The sequence below is a fragment of the Anaerostipes faecalis genome (genome assembly GCF_018982945.1).
Classification (GTDB): Bacteria; Bacillota; Clostridia; order Lachnospirales; family Lachnospiraceae; genus Anaerostipes; species Anaerostipes faecalis.
On sequence record NZ_JABRXE010000004.1, the window covers coordinates 186,068 to 206,183 of the forward strand.

At 37.2% G+C, this 20,116-nt stretch carries 18 protein-coding genes and 1 tRNA gene; 18 read left to right on the forward strand and 1 reads right to left on the reverse strand.

What is annotated here, in order from left to right; translation table 11 throughout:
• The first annotated feature begins 10 nt into the window (after positions 1 to 10).
• The 6 genes from prfB to KTB61_RS06615 all read left to right on the forward strand — a co-directional run bounded on the left by prfB (position 11) and on the right by KTB61_RS06615 (position 6,905).
• Positions 11 to 1,123 (forward strand): peptide chain release factor 2, encoded by a 1,113-nt coding sequence (prfB, locus tag KTB61_RS06590; RefSeq protein ID WP_075760163.1) that lies wholly within the window; start codon positions 11 to 13, stop codon positions 1,121 to 1,123.
• A 143-nt stretch (positions 1,124 to 1,266) separates the two neighbouring features.
• Positions 1,267 to 1,707: an ACT domain-containing protein gene (locus KTB61_RS06595; protein WP_075760164.1), complete on the forward strand. Its 441-nt coding sequence runs from the start codon at positions 1,267 to 1,269 to the stop codon at positions 1,705 to 1,707.
• Positions 1,708 to 1,719: 12 nt separating this feature from the next.
• Positions 1,720 to 2,919 (forward strand): cofactor-independent phosphoglycerate mutase, encoded by a 1,200-nt coding sequence (locus tag KTB61_RS06600; RefSeq protein ID WP_216697057.1) that lies wholly within the window; start codon positions 1,720 to 1,722, stop codon positions 2,917 to 2,919.
• A 22-nt stretch (positions 2,920 to 2,941) separates the two neighbouring features.
• On the forward strand, positions 2,942 to 4,147 hold the full coding sequence (locus KTB61_RS06605) for an aspartate kinase (protein ID WP_075760166.1): 1,206 nt from the start codon (positions 2,942 to 2,944) through the stop codon (positions 4,145 to 4,147).
• 115 nt (positions 4,148 to 4,262) lie between these two features.
• Positions 4,263 to 4,742, forward strand: coding sequence for a deoxycytidylate deaminase (locus KTB61_RS06610; RefSeq protein ID WP_075760167.1), 480 nt, complete (start codon positions 4,263 to 4,265; stop codon positions 4,740 to 4,742).
• An 18-nt stretch (positions 4,743 to 4,760) separates the two neighbouring features.
• Positions 4,761 to 6,905 (forward strand): Tex family protein, encoded by a 2,145-nt coding sequence (locus tag KTB61_RS06615; protein WP_216697058.1) that lies wholly within the window; start codon positions 4,761 to 4,763, stop codon positions 6,903 to 6,905.
• 2 nt (positions 6,906 to 6,907) lie between these two features.
• Here the strand turns inward: KTB61_RS06615 and ymfI are convergent, their stop codons facing one another.
• A complete protein-coding gene (ymfI, locus tag KTB61_RS06620) occupies positions 6,908 to 7,633 on the reverse strand; it encodes an elongation factor P 5-aminopentanone reductase (RefSeq protein WP_075760169.1) in 726 nt (241 codons plus the stop codon).
• 135 nt (positions 7,634 to 7,768) lie between these two features.
• Here ymfI and KTB61_RS06625 point away from each other — a divergent pair, with 135 nt between their 5' ends.
• The 12 genes from KTB61_RS06625 (at position 7,769) to hpsG (ending at position 20,115) form a co-directional block, all read left to right on the forward strand.
• Positions 7,769 to 9,013, forward strand: a complete 1,245-nt coding sequence (locus tag KTB61_RS06625) for an LCP family protein (protein WP_216697059.1) — start codon at positions 7,769 to 7,771, stop codon at positions 9,011 to 9,013.
• Between the two features lie 96 nt (positions 9,014 to 9,109).
• Positions 9,110 to 9,937: a YitT family protein gene (locus tag KTB61_RS06630; protein ID WP_230973643.1), complete on the forward strand. Its 828-nt coding sequence runs from the start codon at positions 9,110 to 9,112 to the stop codon at positions 9,935 to 9,937.
• A 96-nt stretch (positions 9,938 to 10,033) separates the two neighbouring features.
• Complete coding sequence (locus KTB61_RS06635; RefSeq protein ID WP_216697060.1) at positions 10,034 to 11,119, forward strand: PucR family transcriptional regulator; 1,086 nt, start codon at positions 10,034 to 10,036, stop codon at positions 11,117 to 11,119.
• Between the two features lie 4 nt (positions 11,120 to 11,123).
• A complete protein-coding gene (gene ftsE / locus KTB61_RS06640) occupies positions 11,124 to 11,807 on the forward strand; it encodes a cell division ATP-binding protein FtsE (RefSeq protein ID WP_075760172.1) in 684 nt (227 codons plus the stop codon).
• The gene (gene ftsX / locus KTB61_RS06645) at positions 11,794 to 12,705 is read left to right on the forward strand and encodes a permease-like cell division protein FtsX (RefSeq protein ID WP_216697061.1); all 912 of its coding nucleotides are present in this window, start codon (positions 11,794 to 11,796) and stop codon (positions 12,703 to 12,705) included. The genes ftsE and ftsX overlap by 14 nt, the downstream gene beginning before the upstream one ends.
• Before the next feature lie 12 nt (positions 12,706 to 12,717).
• Positions 12,718 to 13,905 carry a murein hydrolase activator EnvC family protein gene (locus KTB61_RS06650; RefSeq protein WP_230973644.1) on the forward strand — a complete coding sequence of 396 codons (1,188 nt, stop codon included), beginning with the start codon at positions 12,718 to 12,720 and terminating at the stop codon, positions 13,903 to 13,905.
• 139 nt (positions 13,906 to 14,044) lie between these two features.
• Positions 14,045 to 14,197, forward strand: a complete 153-nt coding sequence (locus KTB61_RS06655; protein ID WP_075760175.1) for a YezD family protein — start codon at positions 14,045 to 14,047, stop codon at positions 14,195 to 14,197.
• Positions 14,198 to 14,386: 189 nt separating this feature from the next.
• The gene (cysK, locus tag KTB61_RS06660; protein WP_216697062.1) at positions 14,387 to 15,316 is read left to right on the forward strand and encodes a cysteine synthase A; all 930 of its coding nucleotides are present in this window, start codon (positions 14,387 to 14,389) and stop codon (positions 15,314 to 15,316) included.
• 120 nt (positions 15,317 to 15,436) lie between these two features.
• Positions 15,437 to 15,510 (forward strand) — tRNA-Cys (locus KTB61_RS06665).
• A 226-nt stretch (positions 15,511 to 15,736) separates the two neighbouring features.
• On the forward strand, positions 15,737 to 16,912 hold the full coding sequence (locus KTB61_RS06670; protein WP_216697063.1) for a MalY/PatB family protein: 1,176 nt from the start codon (positions 15,737 to 15,739) through the stop codon (positions 16,910 to 16,912).
• 131 nt (positions 16,913 to 17,043) lie between these two features.
• Complete coding sequence (locus KTB61_RS06675; protein ID WP_075760177.1) at positions 17,044 to 17,490, forward strand: Rrf2 family transcriptional regulator; 447 nt, start codon at positions 17,044 to 17,046, stop codon at positions 17,488 to 17,490.
• Positions 17,491 to 17,637: 147 nt separating this feature from the next.
• Positions 17,638 to 20,115: a (2S)-3-sulfopropanediol dehydratase gene (gene hpsG, locus KTB61_RS06680; protein WP_216697064.1), complete on the forward strand. Its 2,478-nt coding sequence runs from the start codon at positions 17,638 to 17,640 to the stop codon at positions 20,113 to 20,115.
• Position 20,116 lies beyond the last annotated feature (1 nt).

Here is a 20,116-nt window from a genome sequence, read left to right on the forward strand (position 1 = left end):
AGTTTAGTAAGTGATTGAATTAGAACAATTAAGATACACTTTGAACTCTTTTCGAGAACCACTTGAGACACTCAGTGGTTCTCTTGCTTTAGAAGCAAAAAGAGAAAGAATCGATCAACTGGAGCTTTCCATGGAAGAACCAGGATTCTGGGATGATATTGAAGAATCTCAGAAAGTAATGAAAGAAATAAAGAGTCTGAAAAGTGTTGTAGAAGATTACGAAGATTTAAAAACAAAATATGAAGATGTGGAAACCCTGCTGGATATGGCTCAGGAGGATGAAGATGAAGAGCTGGTAACAGAAGCAGAAGAGATTATGAAAGATTTTGAAAAACAATATGAGAGTCTTCGGATTTCCACATTGCTCACGGGAGAGTATGATAAAAATAATGCCATTTTGACACTGCATGCCGGTGCAGGTGGAACAGAATCCTGTGACTGGGCTAATATGTTATATCGAATGTTCACAAGATGGGCAGTGAAAAAAGGATATTCTACAGAAGTTATCGACTATCTGGATGGTGATGAGGCAGGACTTAAGTCTGTAACGGTGGAAATAAAAGGGGAAAATGCATATGGATATCTTCGTTCGGAGCGAGGAGTGCATCGTCTGGTAAGAATTTCTCCATTTAATGCTGCTGGAAAGCGTCAGACATCTTTTGCCTCCTGTGATGTTATGCCGGAAATTGAAGATGATCTTGAAGTGGAGATTGCTGATGAGGATATTCGAATTGATACTTATCGCGCCAGTGGTGCAGGAGGTCAGCATATTAATAAAACAGATTCTGCAATTCGAATTACCCATCTGCCTACAGGAATCGTTGTGCAGTGCCAGAATGAAAGATCCCAGCATAAGAATAAAGATCAGGCCATGAAAATGCTGAAAACCAAGTTGTTTTTGCTGAAAGAACAACAGCACCTGGAAAAATTATCGGATATTCGTGGTGATGTGACAGATAATGGATGGGGAAGTCAGATCAGATCTTATGTTCTACAGCCATATACTATGGTAAAAGATCATAGAACCAATCAGGAAAGCGGAAATCCAACGGCAGTGTTAGATGGTGATCTGGATGATTTTATGAATGCATATTTATCATGGGATAATCAAAAAGAAAAATAATTTTAGAACAGCTGCCTGTTTCATAGTAATTATTAAATTGTATTTTTTTTAAAGCAATTTTTCCTATTGCTTCTGAAAATCATCTATGGTAGTATTCTGTAGAAAGACAATTGTACATCACAGAAAAACAAAGGAAACTTGTTATGGAAAAAACAAATTATTATGTAATTAAGAAGAAAGCGGTTCCGGAAGTTTTACTGAAAGTGCTGGAGGTACAGAAGCTTTTGGATTCCAAAAAGGCACTTTCTATTTTGGAAGCTACAGAAATTGTTGGTATTAGCCGCAGTTCTTATTATAAATACAAAGATGACATTTTTCCGTTTTATTCCAGTAAAAAAGGGAAAAATATTACATTTGTTATAGAAGTCAATGATCAGCCTGGTGTTATGGCATCGATTCTTCAGACTTTTGCAGTCTATGATGCCAATATTCTGACGATACATCAGAGTATTCCAATCAACGGGAAAGGATTGTTGACAGTCAGTGTGGAAATTGTATCAGATGAAAGTGATGTTTCTGCAATGATTCAGGAAGTGGAACAGATGGAAAATGTTTCTTATGTAAAGATTATTGCAATGGAATAGCAGGAGGATATTATGAAATACGTAGTGATTTTAGGAGACGGAATGGCAGATGAGCCAATAGAGAGTCTGAATGGGAAGACACCTTTACAGACAGCGGAGAAACCGGTTATGGATGAGATGGCAAGAACAGCTGAGCAGGGAATTGCATATACTGTTCCTGAAAATCTTCCGGCAGGAAGTGATGTGGCCAATCTTTCTATGCTTGGATATGATCCGCAGCAGTATTATTCCGGACGATCTCCACTGGAAGCGTTAAGTATAGGTGTGGATATGAAGGATACAGATATTGCTCTCCGCTGTAACGTGGTAACTGTAACTGAAGATGGAGAATATGAAGACAAAGAAATTCTTGATCACAGTGCAGGAGAAATTACCTCTGAAGAAGCAGAAGTTCTTATTGAAGCTGTAAAGAAAGAACTGGAAACAGATGAATTTAAATTTTATCCAGGAGTGAGCTATCGCCATCTTACTATTTGGGACAAAGGTCAGGTAATAGATTTAATACCGCCTCATGACATTTTAGGGAAAAAGATTGGAGATTATCTTCCAACAGAACCTAAATTAAAAGAGATGATGAAGAAAAGTTTTGATATACTTAATCATCATCCGATTAATGAAGAACGTGCAAAAAAAGGTCTTAATAAGGCAAACAGTATCTGGTTCTGGGGTGCAGGAACAAAGCCTGCTTTGGATAATTTCAAAGAAAAGACAGGTATGAATGGAGCTATGGTTTCTGCAGTCGACCTTTTAAAGGGAATTGCAGTGGGAGCAGGGATGAGAAATCTGGATGTTGAAGGGGCCAATGGAGGCCTGGATACAAATTATCATGGAAAAGCTATGGCTGCAGTAAAATCACTACTTGAAAATGATGATGATTTCGCGTATATTCATGTAGAAGCCCCAGATGAAATGGGACATCAGGGAAACGTTGAGAATAAGATTAAATCAATTGAATATCTGGATTCTCAGGTTGTAAAGGTTGTGAAAGAAGAACTGGAAAAAGCAGGAGAAGAATTTAGAATTCTTATTGGACCAGATCATCCAACACCTATTGCAATCCGTACACACTCTAAAGAGCCTATTCCATTTATGATCTATGACAGTACAAAGAAAGTGGAAGGACAAAACGAGTACAGTGAAGAAACAGCAAGAAAAACAGGTCTTGTTGTGGAGCACGCATATGAATTAATGAATCGATTATTACAAAAATAAGAGAAAATGTAGGAGGCACAAAATGCTGGTAGTAAAAAAATTTGGTGGTACTTCTGTTGGAAATAAAGATCGTATCATAAATGTAGCAAAAAGATGTATTGAAGATTATCAAAAAGGAAATGATGTGGTAGTTGTTTTATCTGCCATGGGAAAAATGACAGATGAACTGATTGCAAAAGCAAAGGAGATTAATCCAAATCCATCCAGAAGAGAAATGGATATGCTGCTTACAACAGGTGAACAGACTTCTGTATCATTAATGGCAATGGCAATGGATGCACTGGGAGTACCAGCGGTTTCCTTGAATGCCTTTCAGGTTGCAATGCATACAACATCTGCATACAGTAATGCAAGAATTAAGAGAATTGATACCGATCGTATCTTAAATGAACTGGAACAGCGTAAAATTGTTATTGTAACAGGTTTCCAGGGAGTGGATCAGTTTGATAACTATACAACACTTGGACGTGGTGGTTCAGATACAACTGCTGTTGCACTGGCAGCTGCACTTCATGCAGATGCATGTGAAATCTACACAGATGTAGATGGAGTCTATACAGCAGACCCAAGAAAAGTATCTGTTGCAAAGAAACTTTCTGAAATTACTTATGATGAAATGCTGGAGATGGCAACACTTGGTGCAGGTGTTCTTCATAACCGTTCTGTTGAACTGGCAAAAAAACACGGAGTGCAGCTGGTTGTAAGATCCAGTATGACTACAGAAGAAGGAACTGTTGTTAGAGAAAGAGTTCGAAAAAAAGATGCTGAAATCAGTGGAGTTGCCGGAGATGATGATGCAGCAAGAATTGCAGTTCTTGGAGTTGATGATATTCCTGGTGTTGCATTTAAGATCTTTAATATTCTTGCAAAGAAAAATGTCAATGTTGATATGATTTTACAGTCTGTAGGACAGCATAAAAATAAAAAGGATATTTCTTTTACAGTTAAAGAAGAAGATATGGATATTGCAGTTCAGGCCCTGGAAGATAATCTTCCTGATGGAAGCTATGAAGGAATCAGTGCAAGTGGAGAAATTGCAAAAGTTTCCATTATCGGAGCAGGACTGCGAAATAATTATGGTATGGCAGCTCGTATGTTTGAGGCTTTATATGAAGCAAATATTAACATTCGCATGATTTCCACTTCTGAAATCAGAGTAACAGTTTTGGTTAATCGCGAAGATATGGTGAAAGCGATGAATGCAGCTCATGATGCATTTAAGATGTAACCTTAAAATCAGCTAGATATAGTTATCCATTTTGTTTTGAAATGTGTCAGAACAAAATGGATTTTTTTTGCTTTATAAGGTAGAATAGGGGTTGAGAATAGAAAGGAGATCGACTATGAAAAGAAAAGATTATATTTCATGGGATCAGTATTTTATGGGAATTGCGTTGCTTTCTGCCCAGAGAAGTAAAGATGAAAATACCCAGGTTGGAGCATGTCTGGTAAATGATCACAATAAAATATTATCTGTGGGATATAACGGAATGCCGATTGGCTGTAATGACGATGATATGCCATGGGAACGGGAAGGTGATGCATTGAATACTAAATATTTTTATGTATGTCATGCAGAACTGAATGCTATTTTAAATTACAGTGGTGGTTCTCTGGATGGTGCAAGAGTCTATGTTACTTTGTTTCCGTGCAATGAGTGTGCAAAAGCAATCATTCAAAGCGGCATGAAAGAAGTTGTATATATGCAGGATAAATATGCTGATGATGATGCTACCATAGCATCAAAAAGAATGTTTGATATGGCGGGTGTGACCTATCGCCAGTTTGTCCCTAAAGGGCAGGTAATAGAACTAGATTTATAAAAGAAAGAGTAGTTGATTATGGACATTATTAAAATTTTGCAGGATGAATTAGGTATTAGAAAAAATCAGGTTGAAACAACCATCAAGCTGATCGATGAAGGAAATACTATTCCATTTATAGCAAGATATCGAAAAGAAATGACAGGTGCATTGGATGATGAAACCCTTCGTACATTTCATGAGAGGCTAATGTATTTAAGGAATCTTCAGGATCGGAAAGAGGCAGTCATAAAAAATATCGAGGGGCAGGGAAAACTGACCGACCAGCTGAAAAAGGAGATTGAAGAAGCTGTAACGCTGGTTGCAGTGGAAGATTTGTATCGCCCTTACAAGCAGAAAAAAAGAACCCGTGGAATGATTGCAAAAGAAAAAGGACTGGAACCTTTAGCCAATATTGTACTTCTTCAAATGACAGAAAATCCATTGGAAAAAGAAGCAAAAGATTTCCTGGATGAAGAAAAAGGTGTTGAAACAGTGGAAGATGCACTGAATGGAGCAAGGGATATTATTGCAGAAAATATTTCAGATAATGCAAAATATCGTACTTATATAAGAAAAACAACATGGGAGCATGGAAAAATAATTTCTGTGGCCAAGAAACCGGAAGAATCTTCTGTGTTTGATATGTACTATGATTTCGAGGAACCAATCAGGAAAATAGCAGGATACAGGATTCTGGCAATTAACAGAGGGGAAAAAGAGGGAATTCTCACTGTTAAAATTGAACCTGATCAGCAGAAAATAGCAGCTTATCTGGCAAATCAGGTTATTACCAAAAAAAATCCTAATACTACAAAGTTTCTGCTGGAAGCCATAGAGGACAGTTATAAAAGGCTGATTGCACCGTCTATAGAGCGTGATATTCGAAGTGAACTTACTGAACATGCAGGAACTGAAGCCATTAAAGTATTTGGAAAGAATCTGGAACAATTGCTGATGCAGCCTCCTATTACAGGACAAACAGTCCTTGGATGGGATCCTGCATTTCGTACCGGATGCAAGCTGGCTGTGGTTGATCCTACCGGGAAAGTACTGGATACAGTGGTGATTTATCCAACAGCACCTCAAAATAAGGTAGAAGAAGCTAAGAAGACAGTAAAAGCACTGATTAAAAAATATGGTATTACACTGATTTCCATTGGGAATGGAACAGCTTCAAGAGAATCCGAGCAGATTGTTGTAGATATGTTAAAAGAACTGGATTCCCCGGTTCAGTATGTGATTACCAATGAGGCAGGTGCATCTGTATATTCTGCAAGTAAACTGGCAACAGAGGAATTTCCGAATTTTGATGTGGGACAACGAAGTGCTACGTCTATTGCAAGACGTGTACAGGACCCTTTAGCAGAATTGGTTAAAATTGAACCCAAGGCCATTGGAGTGGGACAGTATCAGCATGACATGAACCAGAAACAGCTGTCAGAAGCATTAAGTGGTGTTGTGGAAGCAACGGTAAACAAAGTAGGAGTTGACTTAAATACTGCATCAGCTTCTTTGCTGGAGTATGTATCTGGAGTGTCCAAAGCGGTAGCAAAGAATATAGTAACCTATAGAGAAGAGAACGGGCGGTTTTTAAATCGGAGACAGCTGTTGAAAGTATCTAAATTAGGACCTAAAGCCTTTGAACAATGTGCCGGATTTTTAAGGATTTCCGGAGGAGACCAGCCATTAGATGCAACAGGAGTTCATCCGGAAACTTATAAAGAAACCAAACATCTTCTGGAGACTCTTGGATATACCCTGGAAGAATTATCCAGTGAAGGTTTTCGTGAAATTGGCAAAAAAGTTACAGATTATAAAAAGCTGGCCAAAGAACTGGGAATTGGTGAGATTACATTGCAGGATATTGTAAAAGAACTGGAAAAACCAGGACGAGATCCTCGGGAAGATATGCCAAAACCGATTCTTCGCAGTGATGTACTGGAAATGTCCGATTTAAAACCAGGAATGAAATTAAAAGGAACCGTTCGAAATGTTATCGATTTCGGAGCTTTTGTGGATATTGGAGTCCATCAGGATGGTCTTGTGCACATTTCCCAGTTGTCAGATAAATTTATTAAGCATCCACTGGAGGTTGTCAGTGTAGGAGATATTGTGGATGTGACAGTTTTGAGCGTTGATGAAAATAAAAAGCGAATACAGCTAAGTATGAAAGAAAAATAATATTAATACCAGCCACCGGAGAATGTTATGATTTGTCCGGTCATATACTCAGGAGCCGTTGCAGTATGATAAATCATCTGTGCGGCTTCTTTTGGATCTGCAATATAGTCAGCTGGAATCTCTTCCCTTATCATTTCCACATCTTCCTCTGAAAATTCCCGGTTCATATCGGTATCAATCATTCCAAAAGCAATGGCATTGACCTGTATATTGCTGGTTGCAACCTCTTTAGCCAGTGCTTTTGTTAAGGCATTGATACCACCTTTTGTGGTGGAATATAGAACTTCACAGGAAGCACCGACATTTCCCCAGACAGAAGAAATATTGATGATTTTTCCTGATTGATTTCTGATCATGTGAGGAAGAATATTCTGGCAGGTAGAAAATACAGATGTGAGATTGGTGTCTATCATCTGATACCAGTCTTCTATAGATGCATCTGTAAAAAGTCCGATTTTTGAAATACCTGCATTGTTGATCAGACAGTCAATGGTACCAAAATAATCCAGTGCCTGTGTAATCATTTCAGACACGAATTGGTGGTTACCAATGTCGCCGGTAAAAGACATACAGGATACATTCATGGAACATATTTCTTTCTTAAGGGAATCTAATTGTTCTGGATGACGAAAACCGTGAATAACAACATTCCAGCCTTTTTTTGCAAAATAAAGAGCAGTTTCACGTCCAATACCGCGAGAACTTCCTGTGATTAGTACTGTTTTCATAATTTACCTCACAAAGTATATGATATTAAGAAAATTTTAAGGTTATCTACAAGAGATTATAACATAGAGGATTGTTGAAATAAATCGAATAATTTGTTATACTGAACAAAGTTGTATACGGAAGGAGCAGGCACTATGACAAAGAGAAAAAAAAAGGTGGGAGCAGGTGCAATTGCCGCAAGAGTTCTGGTATTGATTCTTGCAATGGTAATTGCTGGTGTTGGAAGTTTTATGGCCAGTAAAGCGTTTTTTGCCCATAGATTTAAAGAAGATAAAAAAGCAGAAATTGCAAAACAATTAAAAGAAGAGAGTAAAGAAAGAGTTGATGTGACATTAGTTCAGATGGATGATACCATGACTATCCGCATTTATCATAATAAAAATCAGCAGATGATTTTTGTACCATTGCGCTCAGATATGGTACTTACTCTCAATGACGATGGCAAAAAGGCAGTAAAAGATGAACTTGGAATCAGTGATGATACAGCAACAGTATCTGATGTGATTAAATCCACCAGTGATGGAAAGTTAATGAAAGAGCAGGTTGAAAAGACTCTTGGAATCTCAATAAATAATTATGAAACCATCACTAAAAAGAAATTTGTAAAATTGATGAATCAGGCAGGAGAAATCAAGATAAATCTTGATAAAGATATTACTTATGAAGATTTAACAGCAAAATCAGTCACCTTAAGTGCCGGAGAAAACACACTAAATGGTAATGCTGTTTTGGCATTGCTCACAGATAATGAAATTTTTCAGGATGAAGCAGATCATATGACTTTGGTAGGAGACATCCTTGTGGAAATCTCTTCTGCCTTAAAAGATAAATCTTTATCTGAATATCAGGATTATGTGAAGACTTATTATGAAACAGTAACATCAGATCTGTCATATGATGATGTTTCAGATTCTCTGGAGAGAATTTATGAAATCAAGGAAAAAGACTTTAATTATAAGATTTTAGATGGAGAAGAATCTAATGGTAAATTCCAGATCGATACAGATGCTGCTAAGAATGCATTTGATGAGATCTTGTCAGAAAGCGGTGATCTGGAAGCAGCGCTGGCTACAACAGAAAAGAAGAAAGAAAGCAATGATGATTCTTCCACAAAGAGTATTACCATCGAAATTCAGAATTCAACCCAGATTTCAGGATTGGCAGGTCGTTGGAAAGATAAACTTGTCGAAGATGGATATACTGTTGGATCCGTAAAAACAAATCGTCAGGGAGAACTGACTCATACCAAGATTATAATATCAGAAAAGGGTATGGCAAAGGATTTGGAAAGCTATTTTAAGAATCCTGAATATGAAGTTGGAGAAGTAACCAGCGGAGCAAAGATTTGTATTATTCTTGGAACAGAAGATGAAATTTAGACGAATATCATAATTGAATAAAAAGAAAGATCTTTTCCATACTAAATGTACATTAAGACCGGGAAAATGAAGAGTGTACATTTAGGAGGGAAGGCATTGAAACATTTTATAAAAATGATCGTTGGGACATTTTGTATGGCAGTGGCCACCAATACCGTTTTTCAGCCAATGGGAATTGTAACCGGAGGTTTTAGCGGATTAGGGATTATTCTATGGAAAATATGGAGAATCCCATTATGGGTGACAAATACCATGCTGAATGTCCCTGTTTTTTTTGCAGCTTATCATTGTAAGACAAGAAAGTTTTTCTGGAATACATTATCAGGTGCAGTTTTATTATCTCTGTTTCTTGGGATTCTGCCTCGATTTACTTTTTTTCCAAAAGATTTCTATGTGAATCTTATTTTAGGAAGTATTCTAATGGGAATCGGTCTTGGGGTTATTCTAAAAAATGGAGAATCTACCGGTGGAACAGATTTGATGGCATCTTTGCTGAAAAACATATTTCCACAATTTAGTATAGCTGTTCTTCTTGGAATATTAGATGGAATGATTGTGTTTATGGGAATTTTTGCTTTTGGAGTTGAAAAAGCCTGTTATGCGCTTCTTTGTATTTATGGAATCACAAAGATTACAGATACAGTAGTGGAAGGACCCGGGACATTAAAGCTGATTTATATTATAAGTGAAAAGGAAAACAGAATTGCAGAAGAAATCTTAACCAGGAAGCGAAGAGGTGTAACAAAAGTCTATGTAAAAGGCGGATATCGAGGAAAAGAGGGTTTTATGCTTATGTGCATGGTATCGAAAAAAGAGGTTTCCACAATGAAAGATATTGTGAAAAAGATAGATCCGGAGGCATTTGTGATAATTTCTGATGCACGGGAAACTATTGGGGAGGGTTTTGTGAATTTTCAACAATAGTATTAAAGAATTACTAGTTTTTTCTTTTTTTTTTGTAAAAAATGCTGTATAGTAAAAGAAAAGATCGAAGGAAAACTAGGAAAGGTAGATGAAGGGATGATTTCAAATCAGATTTTACAAGAAGCAATTAGTGGAATCAAAGATGTAACGGGAATAGATTTGTGTGTCGTGGATGTATCTGGCAATGTTGTGGCAAAAACGATGGATATACTGGATAATGTGGGGATGGAAGTACAGGCTTTTGCAGGATCCATGGCAGAAAGCCAGGTAATTGATGGTTTTCAGTATTTTAAGATATTTGATGATAAACGTCTGGAGTATATTCTTTTAGTTAATAGCATAAATGAAACAGCATATACTATTGGGAAATTAGCAGTTTTACAGGTGGAAAATTTACTGGTTGCCTATAAAGAACGATTTGATAAGGAGAACTTTGTAAAAAATCTGCTTCTGGATAATCTGCTTTTAGTGGATATTTATAACAGAGCAAAAAAACTGCATATCAAGGTGGAAGCAAAAAGAGTTGCTTTTCTGATACAGGCTGCCTATGGAAAGGATCAGAGTCTTATGGAAACTATGAAACAGTGCGGATCCATTGAAGAGACAGCTTTTCTGACAGCAGTAGATGAAAAGAGCATAGTTTATGTTACGGAAATCGGGCCAAAGGACAGCCAGATTCAGTTTATATTACATGCAAAAGAATTGGTGACAGAGCTTGCTGATGCAGGTATCAGGGATATTAAGATTTCTATAGGAAATATTGCGGAGAATATAAAAGATGTATCTCGTTCATATAAAGAGGCGCAGATTGCATTGGAAGTTAGTAAGATTTTCTATGAGGATGCTACAGTTATTGCATATAATCAGCTGGGAATCGGACGTTTAATCTATCAGCTGCCGCTGCCATTATGCAAGATGTTTATCAGAGAGGTATTTGGAGATTATTCTCCGGATTCAATTGACGAGGAAACTTTATCTACCATTGATAAATTTTTTGAAAATAATCTTAATGTTTCAGAGACATCAAGGCAGTTGTTTATACATCGAAATACGTTGGTATATCGCCTGGATAAAATTCAGAAAAATACCAATCTGGATCTCAGAAATTTTGAAGATGCAATTGCTTTTAAAATCGCACTGATGGTAGTAAAATATATGAAATATATGGATACGGTGGATTAATATTATGATAACGTTAAATCAGGTGACAAAAGAGTATAAAAAGGGAAATGTTGGTCTGGAAGATGTATCGCTTCATGTTGATAAGGGTGAGTTTGTCTTTGTTGTAGGTAAAAGCGGATCGGGGAAGACAACACTGGTGAAACTGCTCTTAAAGGAGTTAGAGCCTACCAAAGGTGAAATTATAGTAAATGGATATCATTATAATAAAATGAGACGGCGGGAGTTACCATACTTGCGCCGTCAAATGGGTGTGGTCTTTCAGAATTTCCGTCTGTTAAAGGACCGGAATATTTTTGAAAACGTTGCTTTTGCACAAAAGGTCGTAGAGGCACCAAACCGCCATATCAGACGTCAGGTTCAAAGTGTTCTGGACCTGGTTGGTTTAGGAGATAGACTTAAGGCGTTTCCAGGGGAATTGTCAGGTGGAGAACAGCAAAGAGTAGCAATTGCAAGAGCACTGGTAAATCACCCTGTTGTTTTACTTGCTGATGAACCTACAGGAAATCTGGATCCGGTCAATGCGAAGGAAATTATGGCGCTTCTTGAGGATATTCAGCATAGAGGAACCACAGTTATGGTAGTAACACACAATAAAGATATGGTAAATAAAATGGGAAAAAGAGTAATCTCCTTGAATCAGGGTCATGTAGAACAGGATGAAGCAAGGGGGTATTATGAGATTATTTAGAAGATTTGTTTATGGAGTTAAAGAAGGGATTCGAAATATTTTTCGTAATAAGATATTTTCTCTGGCATCAATTGGAACCATTGCGGCATGTGTATTTCTCATTGGAGTGTCTTTGGCTGTTATTTTAAATGTTCAGTCCACCATGAGACAGATGGAAAATTCTGTTGGTGTTTCAGTTTTCTTTCAGTCAGGAATTTCAGAAGAACGAAAGAATCAGATTGGAGAAGAAATTAAGGCAAAGAAGGAAGTAGATCAGATTCGATATGTTTCTGCGGAGGAAGCATGGGCAAAGTACAAGAAAGATGTATTTAAAAACAACCAGGAGCTTTTGGAGGGATTTGAAGGGAGCAATCCTCTTAAGGAATCGGATTCTTATGAGGTAACCCTGAGAGAAATCAGCAACCATCAACAGCTTGTTAAAGAGCTGGAGAAAATCCATGGAGTTCGAAAGGTCAGGTATTCAAAAGTTGCGGCAGAAGGCGTATCTAAAATGAATGTTCTAGGTACTTATATGGCGGGAGGTTTGATTCTTATCCTGCTTCTTGTATCAGTATTTCTGGTAAGCAATACGGTTTCTCTTGGAATTTCTGTGCGAAAAGATGAAATTGCAATTATGAAATTTATTGGCGCGGCAAATGGATTTATTAAAGCACCATTTCGAATGGAAGGAATCCTTATTGGAATTATAGGATCAGCACTTCCTATTACAGTGATTTATTTTGGTTATCACAAAATTATTTTATGGATGACGGAGCGATTTCACGTGATTACAGCATTTATGAAGTTTGTATCAGTAGAGAAGATTATGTTGTATCTGATCCCGATGGCATTAATTGTAGGACTGTTTATTGGTCTTATGGGAAGTTTTATAACGATTAGGAAATATTTGAGAGTATAAGGGGGAAGAATCATGCCTGAAAGATGTATATGGAAAAAGGTATTGATTTTTGCGGCAGCTTTATTTTTGATGACAGGATCTTATCATCAGGTTATTGATGCGAAGACCAGTAAAAAAAAAATAAAAGAAGAAAATCAGAAATTAGATAAACTGAATCAGCAGATGCAGGCAGAGATTGAGCAGCTGGATAAAAAAATGGTGAAAAGTGATATAAAATATGAAAAGTATTCTCAGAGACTTGAGACGTTACAAAAGAAAGTCCAGAAGACGGAAAGGAAACTAAAAGAAGCCAGAGAATCCAGAGTTAATCAGTATAAGATTATGGATAAAAGGATTAAATTCCTCTATGAAAATGGAAATACGGCATATTTAGAAATAATTTTTGAAGCAAAATCATTTCAGGAATTTCTTACAAGAGCTGAATATATTTCAAAGATTTCCCAATATGATAGTACTATGTTCCAAAAGCTGAAAAATACAGAAAAGAAAATTGAGCTGTCGTCTAAACAATTGAAAAAAGAATATAAAAATGTTCAGACAGTAACTATTCAGGCAAAAAAAGAAAAAGAGCAGCTTAATAAGATGGCATTGGCGAAAAAACAAAAGCTGGCTCAGTACCGAAAGAAACTGGCCGCAAATAAAGTATTACTGGCACAATATGAGGTAGAAGAAAAACGTCAGCAGGAGACTGCAGGTGCAAAGAATGAAATATCTTCAGGAAACGGGGCATCCTCAGGAAGTGGGTATTCTTCAGCAGGTACTTCATTTTCAGGAAATAGTTCATCTGGGGGACAGAGCAGTATGGTGGGGAGCGGAAATCTCATATGGCCGGTTCCATCTTGTCATTCAATTTCTTCAGGATATGGATACCGTATCCATCCTGTAACCGGAGAAAGAAAATTACATGCGGGTATCGATATCCCATGTTCTACCGGTTCCACTATTGTGGCATCAGATAGTGGGACAGTCATTGCGGCAGGGTATAATGCATATAATGGAAACTACATAAAGATTAGCCATGGAAATGGAATTGCTACCATGTATCTTCATTGTTCAAGACTTCTTGTATCTTCTGGAAGTCATGTGAGCAAAGGACAGATAATTGCAAAATCAGGAGCAACAGGAATGGTTTCCGGTGCTCATTTACATTTTGTTGTACAAAAAAACGGGAATTATGTTAATCCAGTAAATTATTTATAAAAAATTTTTATATCTAACTCTTAGGAAATACAATATCTTATGTTATTGACATTTTTTTTTCAACGTGAAATAATATCATTATTTTAAAATATATTAATTTACTAGGAAAAGTAGAAAATACCAAGCGGAGGATATTAGTATGGATGAGAAGAAAAAAGAAGGAATATCTGATGAAATTCTTATTCAGATTAAGAATGAATTAGAAGCATTAAGATACGGATCGTTAACAGTTATTGTTCAGGATGGACGAGTGGTTCAGATTGAAAAAAATGAAAAAATCAGATGTCGATAAATGGAAAAATTGTTACACCAATGTGTTAAGAGGACAAGTTCCCCTATTGATGAGGGACTTGTCCTCTTTGTTTTGGAAAGTAATAAAAAAATTAAAAAAGTTACTTGACAAAGCGGGTTCTTACCAGTATAATCTAATTCATATAAAACCTAGCAGTTAAGTATGATATTAAAGAAAGGATATAAAATTATGAGCAAGATTACAGAAAGTGCATTAGAATTAATCGGAAATACACCATTATTAAAATTAAACCGCTATGCAGGTGATGCAGAGGCTACAATTCTTGGAAAACTGGAATATCTGAATCCGGCAGGATCTGTGAAAGATCGTATTGCATTAGCTATGATCAAAGATGCAGAAGAAAAGGGAATCTTAAAACCGGGGGCTACTATTATTGAACCTACATCAGGAAATACAGGAATCGGTCTTGCAGCAGTTGCAGCGGCAAAAGGATATAAAGCGGTACTTACACTTCCAGATACAATGAGTGTGGAGAGAAGAAATCTTTTAAAAGCTTATGGAGCTGAGCTGGTATTGACAGAAGGTGCAAAAGGTATGAAAGGTGCCATTGCTAAAGCAGAAGAATTAAATAAATCTATTGAAGGATCTGTGATTCTTGGACAGTTTGTTAACCCGGCAAACCCTGAAGTTCACAAAGCAACAACAGGACCTGAAATCTGGGATCAGACAGAAGGAAAAGTTGATATCTTTGTTGCAGGTGTAGGTACAGGCGGAACAGTAACAGGTGTCGGAGAATATTTAAAATCTCAGAATCCTGATGTAAAAGTAGTGGCAGTAGAACCTGCAAGCAGTCCGGTATTATCAAAAGGAACACCAGGACCACATAAGATTCAGGGAATCGGTGCCGGATTTGTACCAGATGTGTTAAATACAAAGGTTTATGATGAAGTTATTACTGTAGAAAATGAGGATGCATTTACAGAAGGTAAAGCATTTGCAGTAAGTGAGGGAATTCTGGTTGGAATTTCTTCTGGTGCAGCATTAAAGGCAGCAAAAGAACTGGCAGCAAGACCGGAAAACAAAGGTAAAACAATTGTAGCACTGCTTCCAGATTCTGGAGACCGCTATTTATCTACCCCACTGTTTGCTGATAATTAGAACATGGTAATGTCGTGAAACTCCTTAAATAAATATAGTATAGCTGACTGAACGACCGGAGATTCGCATGAATATTAGCTTATTCTGCGAACTCTGACCGTTCTTTTTTATACATTTGTCGATGCTGTAGCCAGATGGGAAAAGGCAAAGGTCTGCAAAACCTCAGAATGTTGGTTCGAATCCAATCAGCATCGTTTATATATCAGATGAGGGATGACTCCCGCCTCTGTAGGCGGTGAGCAACAATTATGTATCAGTGGCGGGTTTCAATCCCCCATCTGATACACGCTCCGCGAGGATGCGCAGGAATTCGGATTGGAAGTATGTCTGCTATGCAGACCCGAATTCCGCGCCAAGACTCGCGAGCGAGTCTTGAACTATTGTGTTTACTAAAGAAAGTTTAATTGCAAGGAGGAAGAAATGAAATACGATTTCCATACTATTCCAAATCGAAAAGGAACCATGTGCCTGAAATATGATTTTGCAAAACGCAAGGGGAAACCGGAAAATATACTGCCTTTATGGGTGGCAGATATGGATTTTGTGACTGCTCCGGAAATATTAAAAAGGCTGGAAGAAAGAGTCCAGAATGGAATTTTTGGATATACAGAAGCGACGGAAGAATATTTGAATGCTGTTTCAAAATGGTATCAGGAACATTTTCAATGGGAGATTAAAGCTAATTGGGTGATTAAGACTCCGGGAGTTGTGTTTGCACTGGCAGCAGCAGTTCGGGCATTTACGGAAAAAGGAGATGGTGTACTGATTCAACGGCCGGTATATTATCCTTTTTCTAAAATTATTGAAAGTAATAACAGAGTTGTTATTAATAGTTCCTTAAAACTGGTAGCAGATCATTATGAAATTGACTTTGATGATCTGGAAAAAAAGATGGCGGATCATAAGGTTAAACTGTTCTTATTCTGCAGTCCGCAGAATCCTACAGGAAGAGTCTGGAGAGAGTGGGAATTAAGAAAAATAGGGGATTTATGTGAAAAATATGATGTATTAATCGTCAGTGATGAAATACATAATGATTTTGTAAATGAGGGATATACTCATCATATCTTTGCCAATCTGGATAAGAAGTATGCAGATATGATAATCACCTGTACTGCCCCCACCAAGACCTTTAATCTGGCTGGATTACAGATTTCGAATATCGTTATTTCTAATACCAGGCTGCGCAGAATATTTCGAAAGGAAGTAAATGCCATGGGATACGGCCAGCAAAACACAATGGGGGTGGTTGCATGTCAGGCTGCATATGAAGAAGGAGAAGAATGGTATCGGCAATTAAAACAATATTTAAAAGGAAATCTTGATTTTCTGAGAGAATATCTGCAGGAAAAAATTCCGGAAATTCATTTAATTGAACCTGAGGGAACTTATTTAATATGGATTGATTTCCGACAACTGGGATTGACAGAAAAAGAAAGAGAAGAACTCATTGTTAAAAAAGCAAATTTGTGGTTGGACAGTGGTGTGATTTTTGGACCGGAGGGAGAAGGTTTTGAAAGAATTAATATTGCCTGTCCGAGAAAAATATTGAAACAGGCATTAACACAGCTGGAACAGGCAATTCATCAAAGTTAATAAAACGAAAAAAGCTCTTGACAAAATATGAACATGCCAGTATGATCTAATTCATATAAAACCTAGTAGATAAGTATGAATATAAAATTAAACCGATATACAGGTAATGAAAAGAATGGGTGGAAGAATTTATGAAATTTTCAAAAAAATGCAGATATGGGTTAAAAGCTTTGATTGATTTAGCTGCCAATTTTAAAAATACTCAGGTATCACTGGGAAGTTTAGCAAAAAGAAACGGAATTCCCTGTCAATATCTGGAGCAGATATTTGGAAGTCTTCGAAGAGTAGGAATTATAAAAGGAATGAAAGGACCTCAGGGAGGCTATTCCCTGAATGTTGATCCTGCCAGAGTAACAGTATCAGAAATCCTGGTAGCTTTGGAAGGTCCTTATCAGATTGAAGATGAAGAAACTTTCAATGAAAATGATGAAAACAAAATCTCAATGGTTATACAGCACAGCATCATTGATAAAATCAATGAACAGTTGGATGAAACGTTAAACTATTTAACATTGGAAGATCTGGAAAAAAGTTATTTTGAATATACGCAGGATGGGCTGAATATGTATTATATCTAATAACTTGTCTGTATATCACAAGAAACATAAGAACAATAAAAAATAGAAAAAAAACTGACTGGAAAACCAGAGGTTGCAATAAGAAAGCAGTATCGCTTTGAAGTGTTGTAATCTCTGTTTTTTTTATAAATTTTAGGAGGAAAGAAAATGAGTAAAGTAAAATCACCGCAGGAACAGCGGATTCAATATGAAATTGCACATAAAATACCACCATTTGTGCATAGAAATCGTGCAACAAAGATATTAAATGAAATTAGAGGACAGAAGCCTCAGATTGATATTGAAAGAGGACGGTATTTTACACAGTCATTTCGAGAAACAGAAGGGGAGCCTTTAATTTTAAGATGGGCGAAAGCCTTATTACATTATGCAGAACATGCAACGGTCTATATTGATAAGGACCAGCTTTTGGTCGGAAGAAGCGGAAAACAAGGACGCTATGGAATTCTTTATCCTGAACTGGATGGAGACACATTAAAAGAAGCAATTGAAACACTTCCAACCAGAACGGTTTCTCCTTTTAGCATTTCAGAGGAAGATGCGAAAATTGTGGCAGAGGAAATTGCACCATACTGGAAAGATAAGACTTTTCATGAAGATTTGGCAAAGGCACTGACCCCAGAGACTACAAAGCTGACATATAATTCGGACAAAGAATTGACATCCAGATATATTGTCAATGAAACTGCTTCTTTTCGATCTTCTCTTCAATGGGTACATGACTATGAAGTAGTACTGGAAAAAGGTTTCCAGAAAATTAAAGAAGAAGCAGAGGAAAGAATTGCACAGTTAGATGAATACAGCCCTATTGATTATACAGAGAAACTTCCGTTTTTGCAGGCAGTTGTTTTAACCAGTGATGCCATTATTTTATGGGCAGAACGACATGGAGATTTGGCAGAAGAACTTGCAAAAGAGGAAAATGATCCAGTACGGAAAGCAGAATTACTAAAAATTGCAGATACATGCCGATATGTTCCCAAATATCCGGCAAGGACATTCTATGAAGCAATGCAGGCACAATGGTTTACTCAGATGTTTTCCAGAATCGAGCAAAAGACAGGAACCATCATTTCCAATGGAAGAATGGATCAGTACTTGTATCCATTCTATCAGCATGATATAGAAGCAGGCATTATTACAGATGAAGAAGTGCAGGAATTATTTGAATGCATGTGGGTTTCCATGGCCCAGTTTGTAGATTTATATCTTTCTGAGGCGGGAGGTTCTTTTAACGAAGGATATGCCCACTGGGAAGCAGTTACCATTGGAGGAGTAACGAAAAAGGGATATGACGCAGTTAATGAATTAACATATATTCTTTTGAAATCCAAAAGGGAATTTCCATTAAATTATCCTGATCTGGCAGCAAGGATCCATACGGGAAGTCCGAAACGTTATTTGTATGAAGTGGCAGAAACCATTAAAGATGGAGCGGGATTTCCGAAATTAATTAATGATGAAGAAGTTGTACCGCTGCTGTTATCCAAAGGTGCATCCTTTGAGGAAGCATATGATTATAGTGTATCTGGGTGTGCGGAATGTAGAATGCCAAATCGGGATACTTATACGAGTCCAAACGCGTACATTAATTTTGCTGCAGCATTGGAAATGGTAATTTACAACGGAAAAATGCAGAAATATGGTGATGAGGTTATTGGCCTTCAGACAGGGAAATTTGAGGATTTTCAGTCCTTTGATGAAGTCTTGGAAGCTTACTTAAAACAACAGAGATATTTTATTAAACATGCATTTATTCAGCAGCATGAAATTATCCGTCTTCGTGGAGAACATTTTGCAACGCCGCTGGGTTCAGCTCTGCATAAGCTTTGCCAGGAGACTTGCACAGATTTGCATCAGCCGAAGATTGAGGGTGGTATTGATTTAGGATACTTTGAATTTATTGGATATGCGACGGTGGTTGATTCATTAGCAGCTATCAAGAAACTGGTATTTGAAGATAAAAGAATTACTGCAGCTCAGTTAAAAGAGGCTTTAGAACATAACTTTGAGGGTTATGAGGCAATTCGTCAAATGCTTGTCAATGCACCGGCCTATGGAAATGATGATGATTATACGGATGAAATAGGAAAACTGCTTGATTTTGAAGCTCAGGAATTTACCGCACGTTACGGAAAAGAACTGGATGTACATATGGATTTACGACTGGTACCATTTACATCTCATGTGCCATTTGGAAAAGTTGTCAGTGCTACACCAAATGGAAGACTTGCTTATACACCATTGTCTGATGGATCTAGTGCATCTCAGGGAGCAGATAAAAACGGACCAACAGCTGTATTACTTTCCAATTATAAAACGAAGAATTTTGATCGAAGAGATCATGCAGCAAGGCTTCTAAATGTAAAATTAAGTCCTTCTTGTGTTAAGGGAGAAGAGGGAACAGAAAAATTGGTACATTTCATAGAAAGCTGGAGAGATTTAAAACTTTGGCATTTACAATTTAATGTATTGAATACGGATACCTTAAGGGAAGCGCAGAAACATCCTGAATTGTATGGCAATCTTTTGGTTCGCATTGCAGGATACAGTGCATACTTTACAGAATTATCGAAGGATCTTCAGGATGATATTATTGCAAGAACAGAACATAAGGCAGTATAGG

What these genes read in the sequence shown, in the direction of transcription:
- KTB61_RS06595 (WP_075760164.1), top strand. Translation starts at nt 1,267, where the DNA reads ATGGAAAAAACAAATTATTATGTAATTAAGAAGAAAGCGGTTCCGGAA.
- KTB61_RS06600 (WP_216697057.1), top strand. Translation starts at nt 1,720, where the DNA reads ATGAAATACGTAGTGATTTTAGGAGACGGAATGGCAGATGAGCCAATA.
- KTB61_RS06605 (WP_075760166.1), top strand. Translation starts at nt 2,942, where the DNA reads ATGCTGGTAGTAAAAAAATTTGGTGGTACTTCTGTTGGAAATAAAGAT.
- KTB61_RS06610 (WP_075760167.1), top strand. Translation starts at nt 4,263, where the DNA reads ATGAAAAGAAAAGATTATATTTCATGGGATCAGTATTTTATGGGAATT.
- KTB61_RS06615 (WP_216697058.1), top strand. Translation starts at nt 4,761, where the DNA reads ATGGACATTATTAAAATTTTGCAGGATGAATTAGGTATTAGAAAAAAT.
- ymfI (WP_075760169.1), bottom strand. Translation starts at nt 7,633, where the DNA reads ATGAAAACAGTACTAATCACAGGAAGTTCTCGCGGTATTGGACGTGAA.
- KTB61_RS06625 (WP_216697059.1), top strand. Translation starts at nt 7,769, where the DNA reads ATGACAAAGAGAAAAAAAAAGGTGGGAGCAGGTGCAATTGCCGCAAGA.
- KTB61_RS06635 (WP_216697060.1), top strand. Translation starts at nt 10,034, where the DNA reads ATGATTTCAAATCAGATTTTACAAGAAGCAATTAGTGGAATCAAAGAT.
- ftsE (WP_075760172.1), top strand. Translation starts at nt 11,124, where the DNA reads ATGATAACGTTAAATCAGGTGACAAAAGAGTATAAAAAGGGAAATGTT.
- ftsX (WP_216697061.1), top strand. Translation starts at nt 11,794, where the DNA reads ATGAGATTATTTAGAAGATTTGTTTATGGAGTTAAAGAAGGGATTCGA.
- KTB61_RS06650 (WP_230973644.1), top strand. Translation starts at nt 12,718, where the DNA reads ATGCCTGAAAGATGTATATGGAAAAAGGTATTGATTTTTGCGGCAGCT.
- KTB61_RS06655 (WP_075760175.1), top strand. Translation starts at nt 14,045, where the DNA reads ATGGATGAGAAGAAAAAAGAAGGAATATCTGATGAAATTCTTATTCAG.
- cysK (WP_216697062.1), top strand. Translation starts at nt 14,387, where the DNA reads ATGAGCAAGATTACAGAAAGTGCATTAGAATTAATCGGAAATACACCA.
- KTB61_RS06670 (WP_216697063.1), top strand. Translation starts at nt 15,737, where the DNA reads ATGAAATACGATTTCCATACTATTCCAAATCGAAAAGGAACCATGTGC.
- KTB61_RS06675 (WP_075760177.1), top strand. Translation starts at nt 17,044, where the DNA reads ATGAAATTTTCAAAAAAATGCAGATATGGGTTAAAAGCTTTGATTGAT.
- hpsG (WP_216697064.1), top strand. Translation starts at nt 17,638, where the DNA reads ATGAGTAAAGTAAAATCACCGCAGGAACAGCGGATTCAATATGAAATT.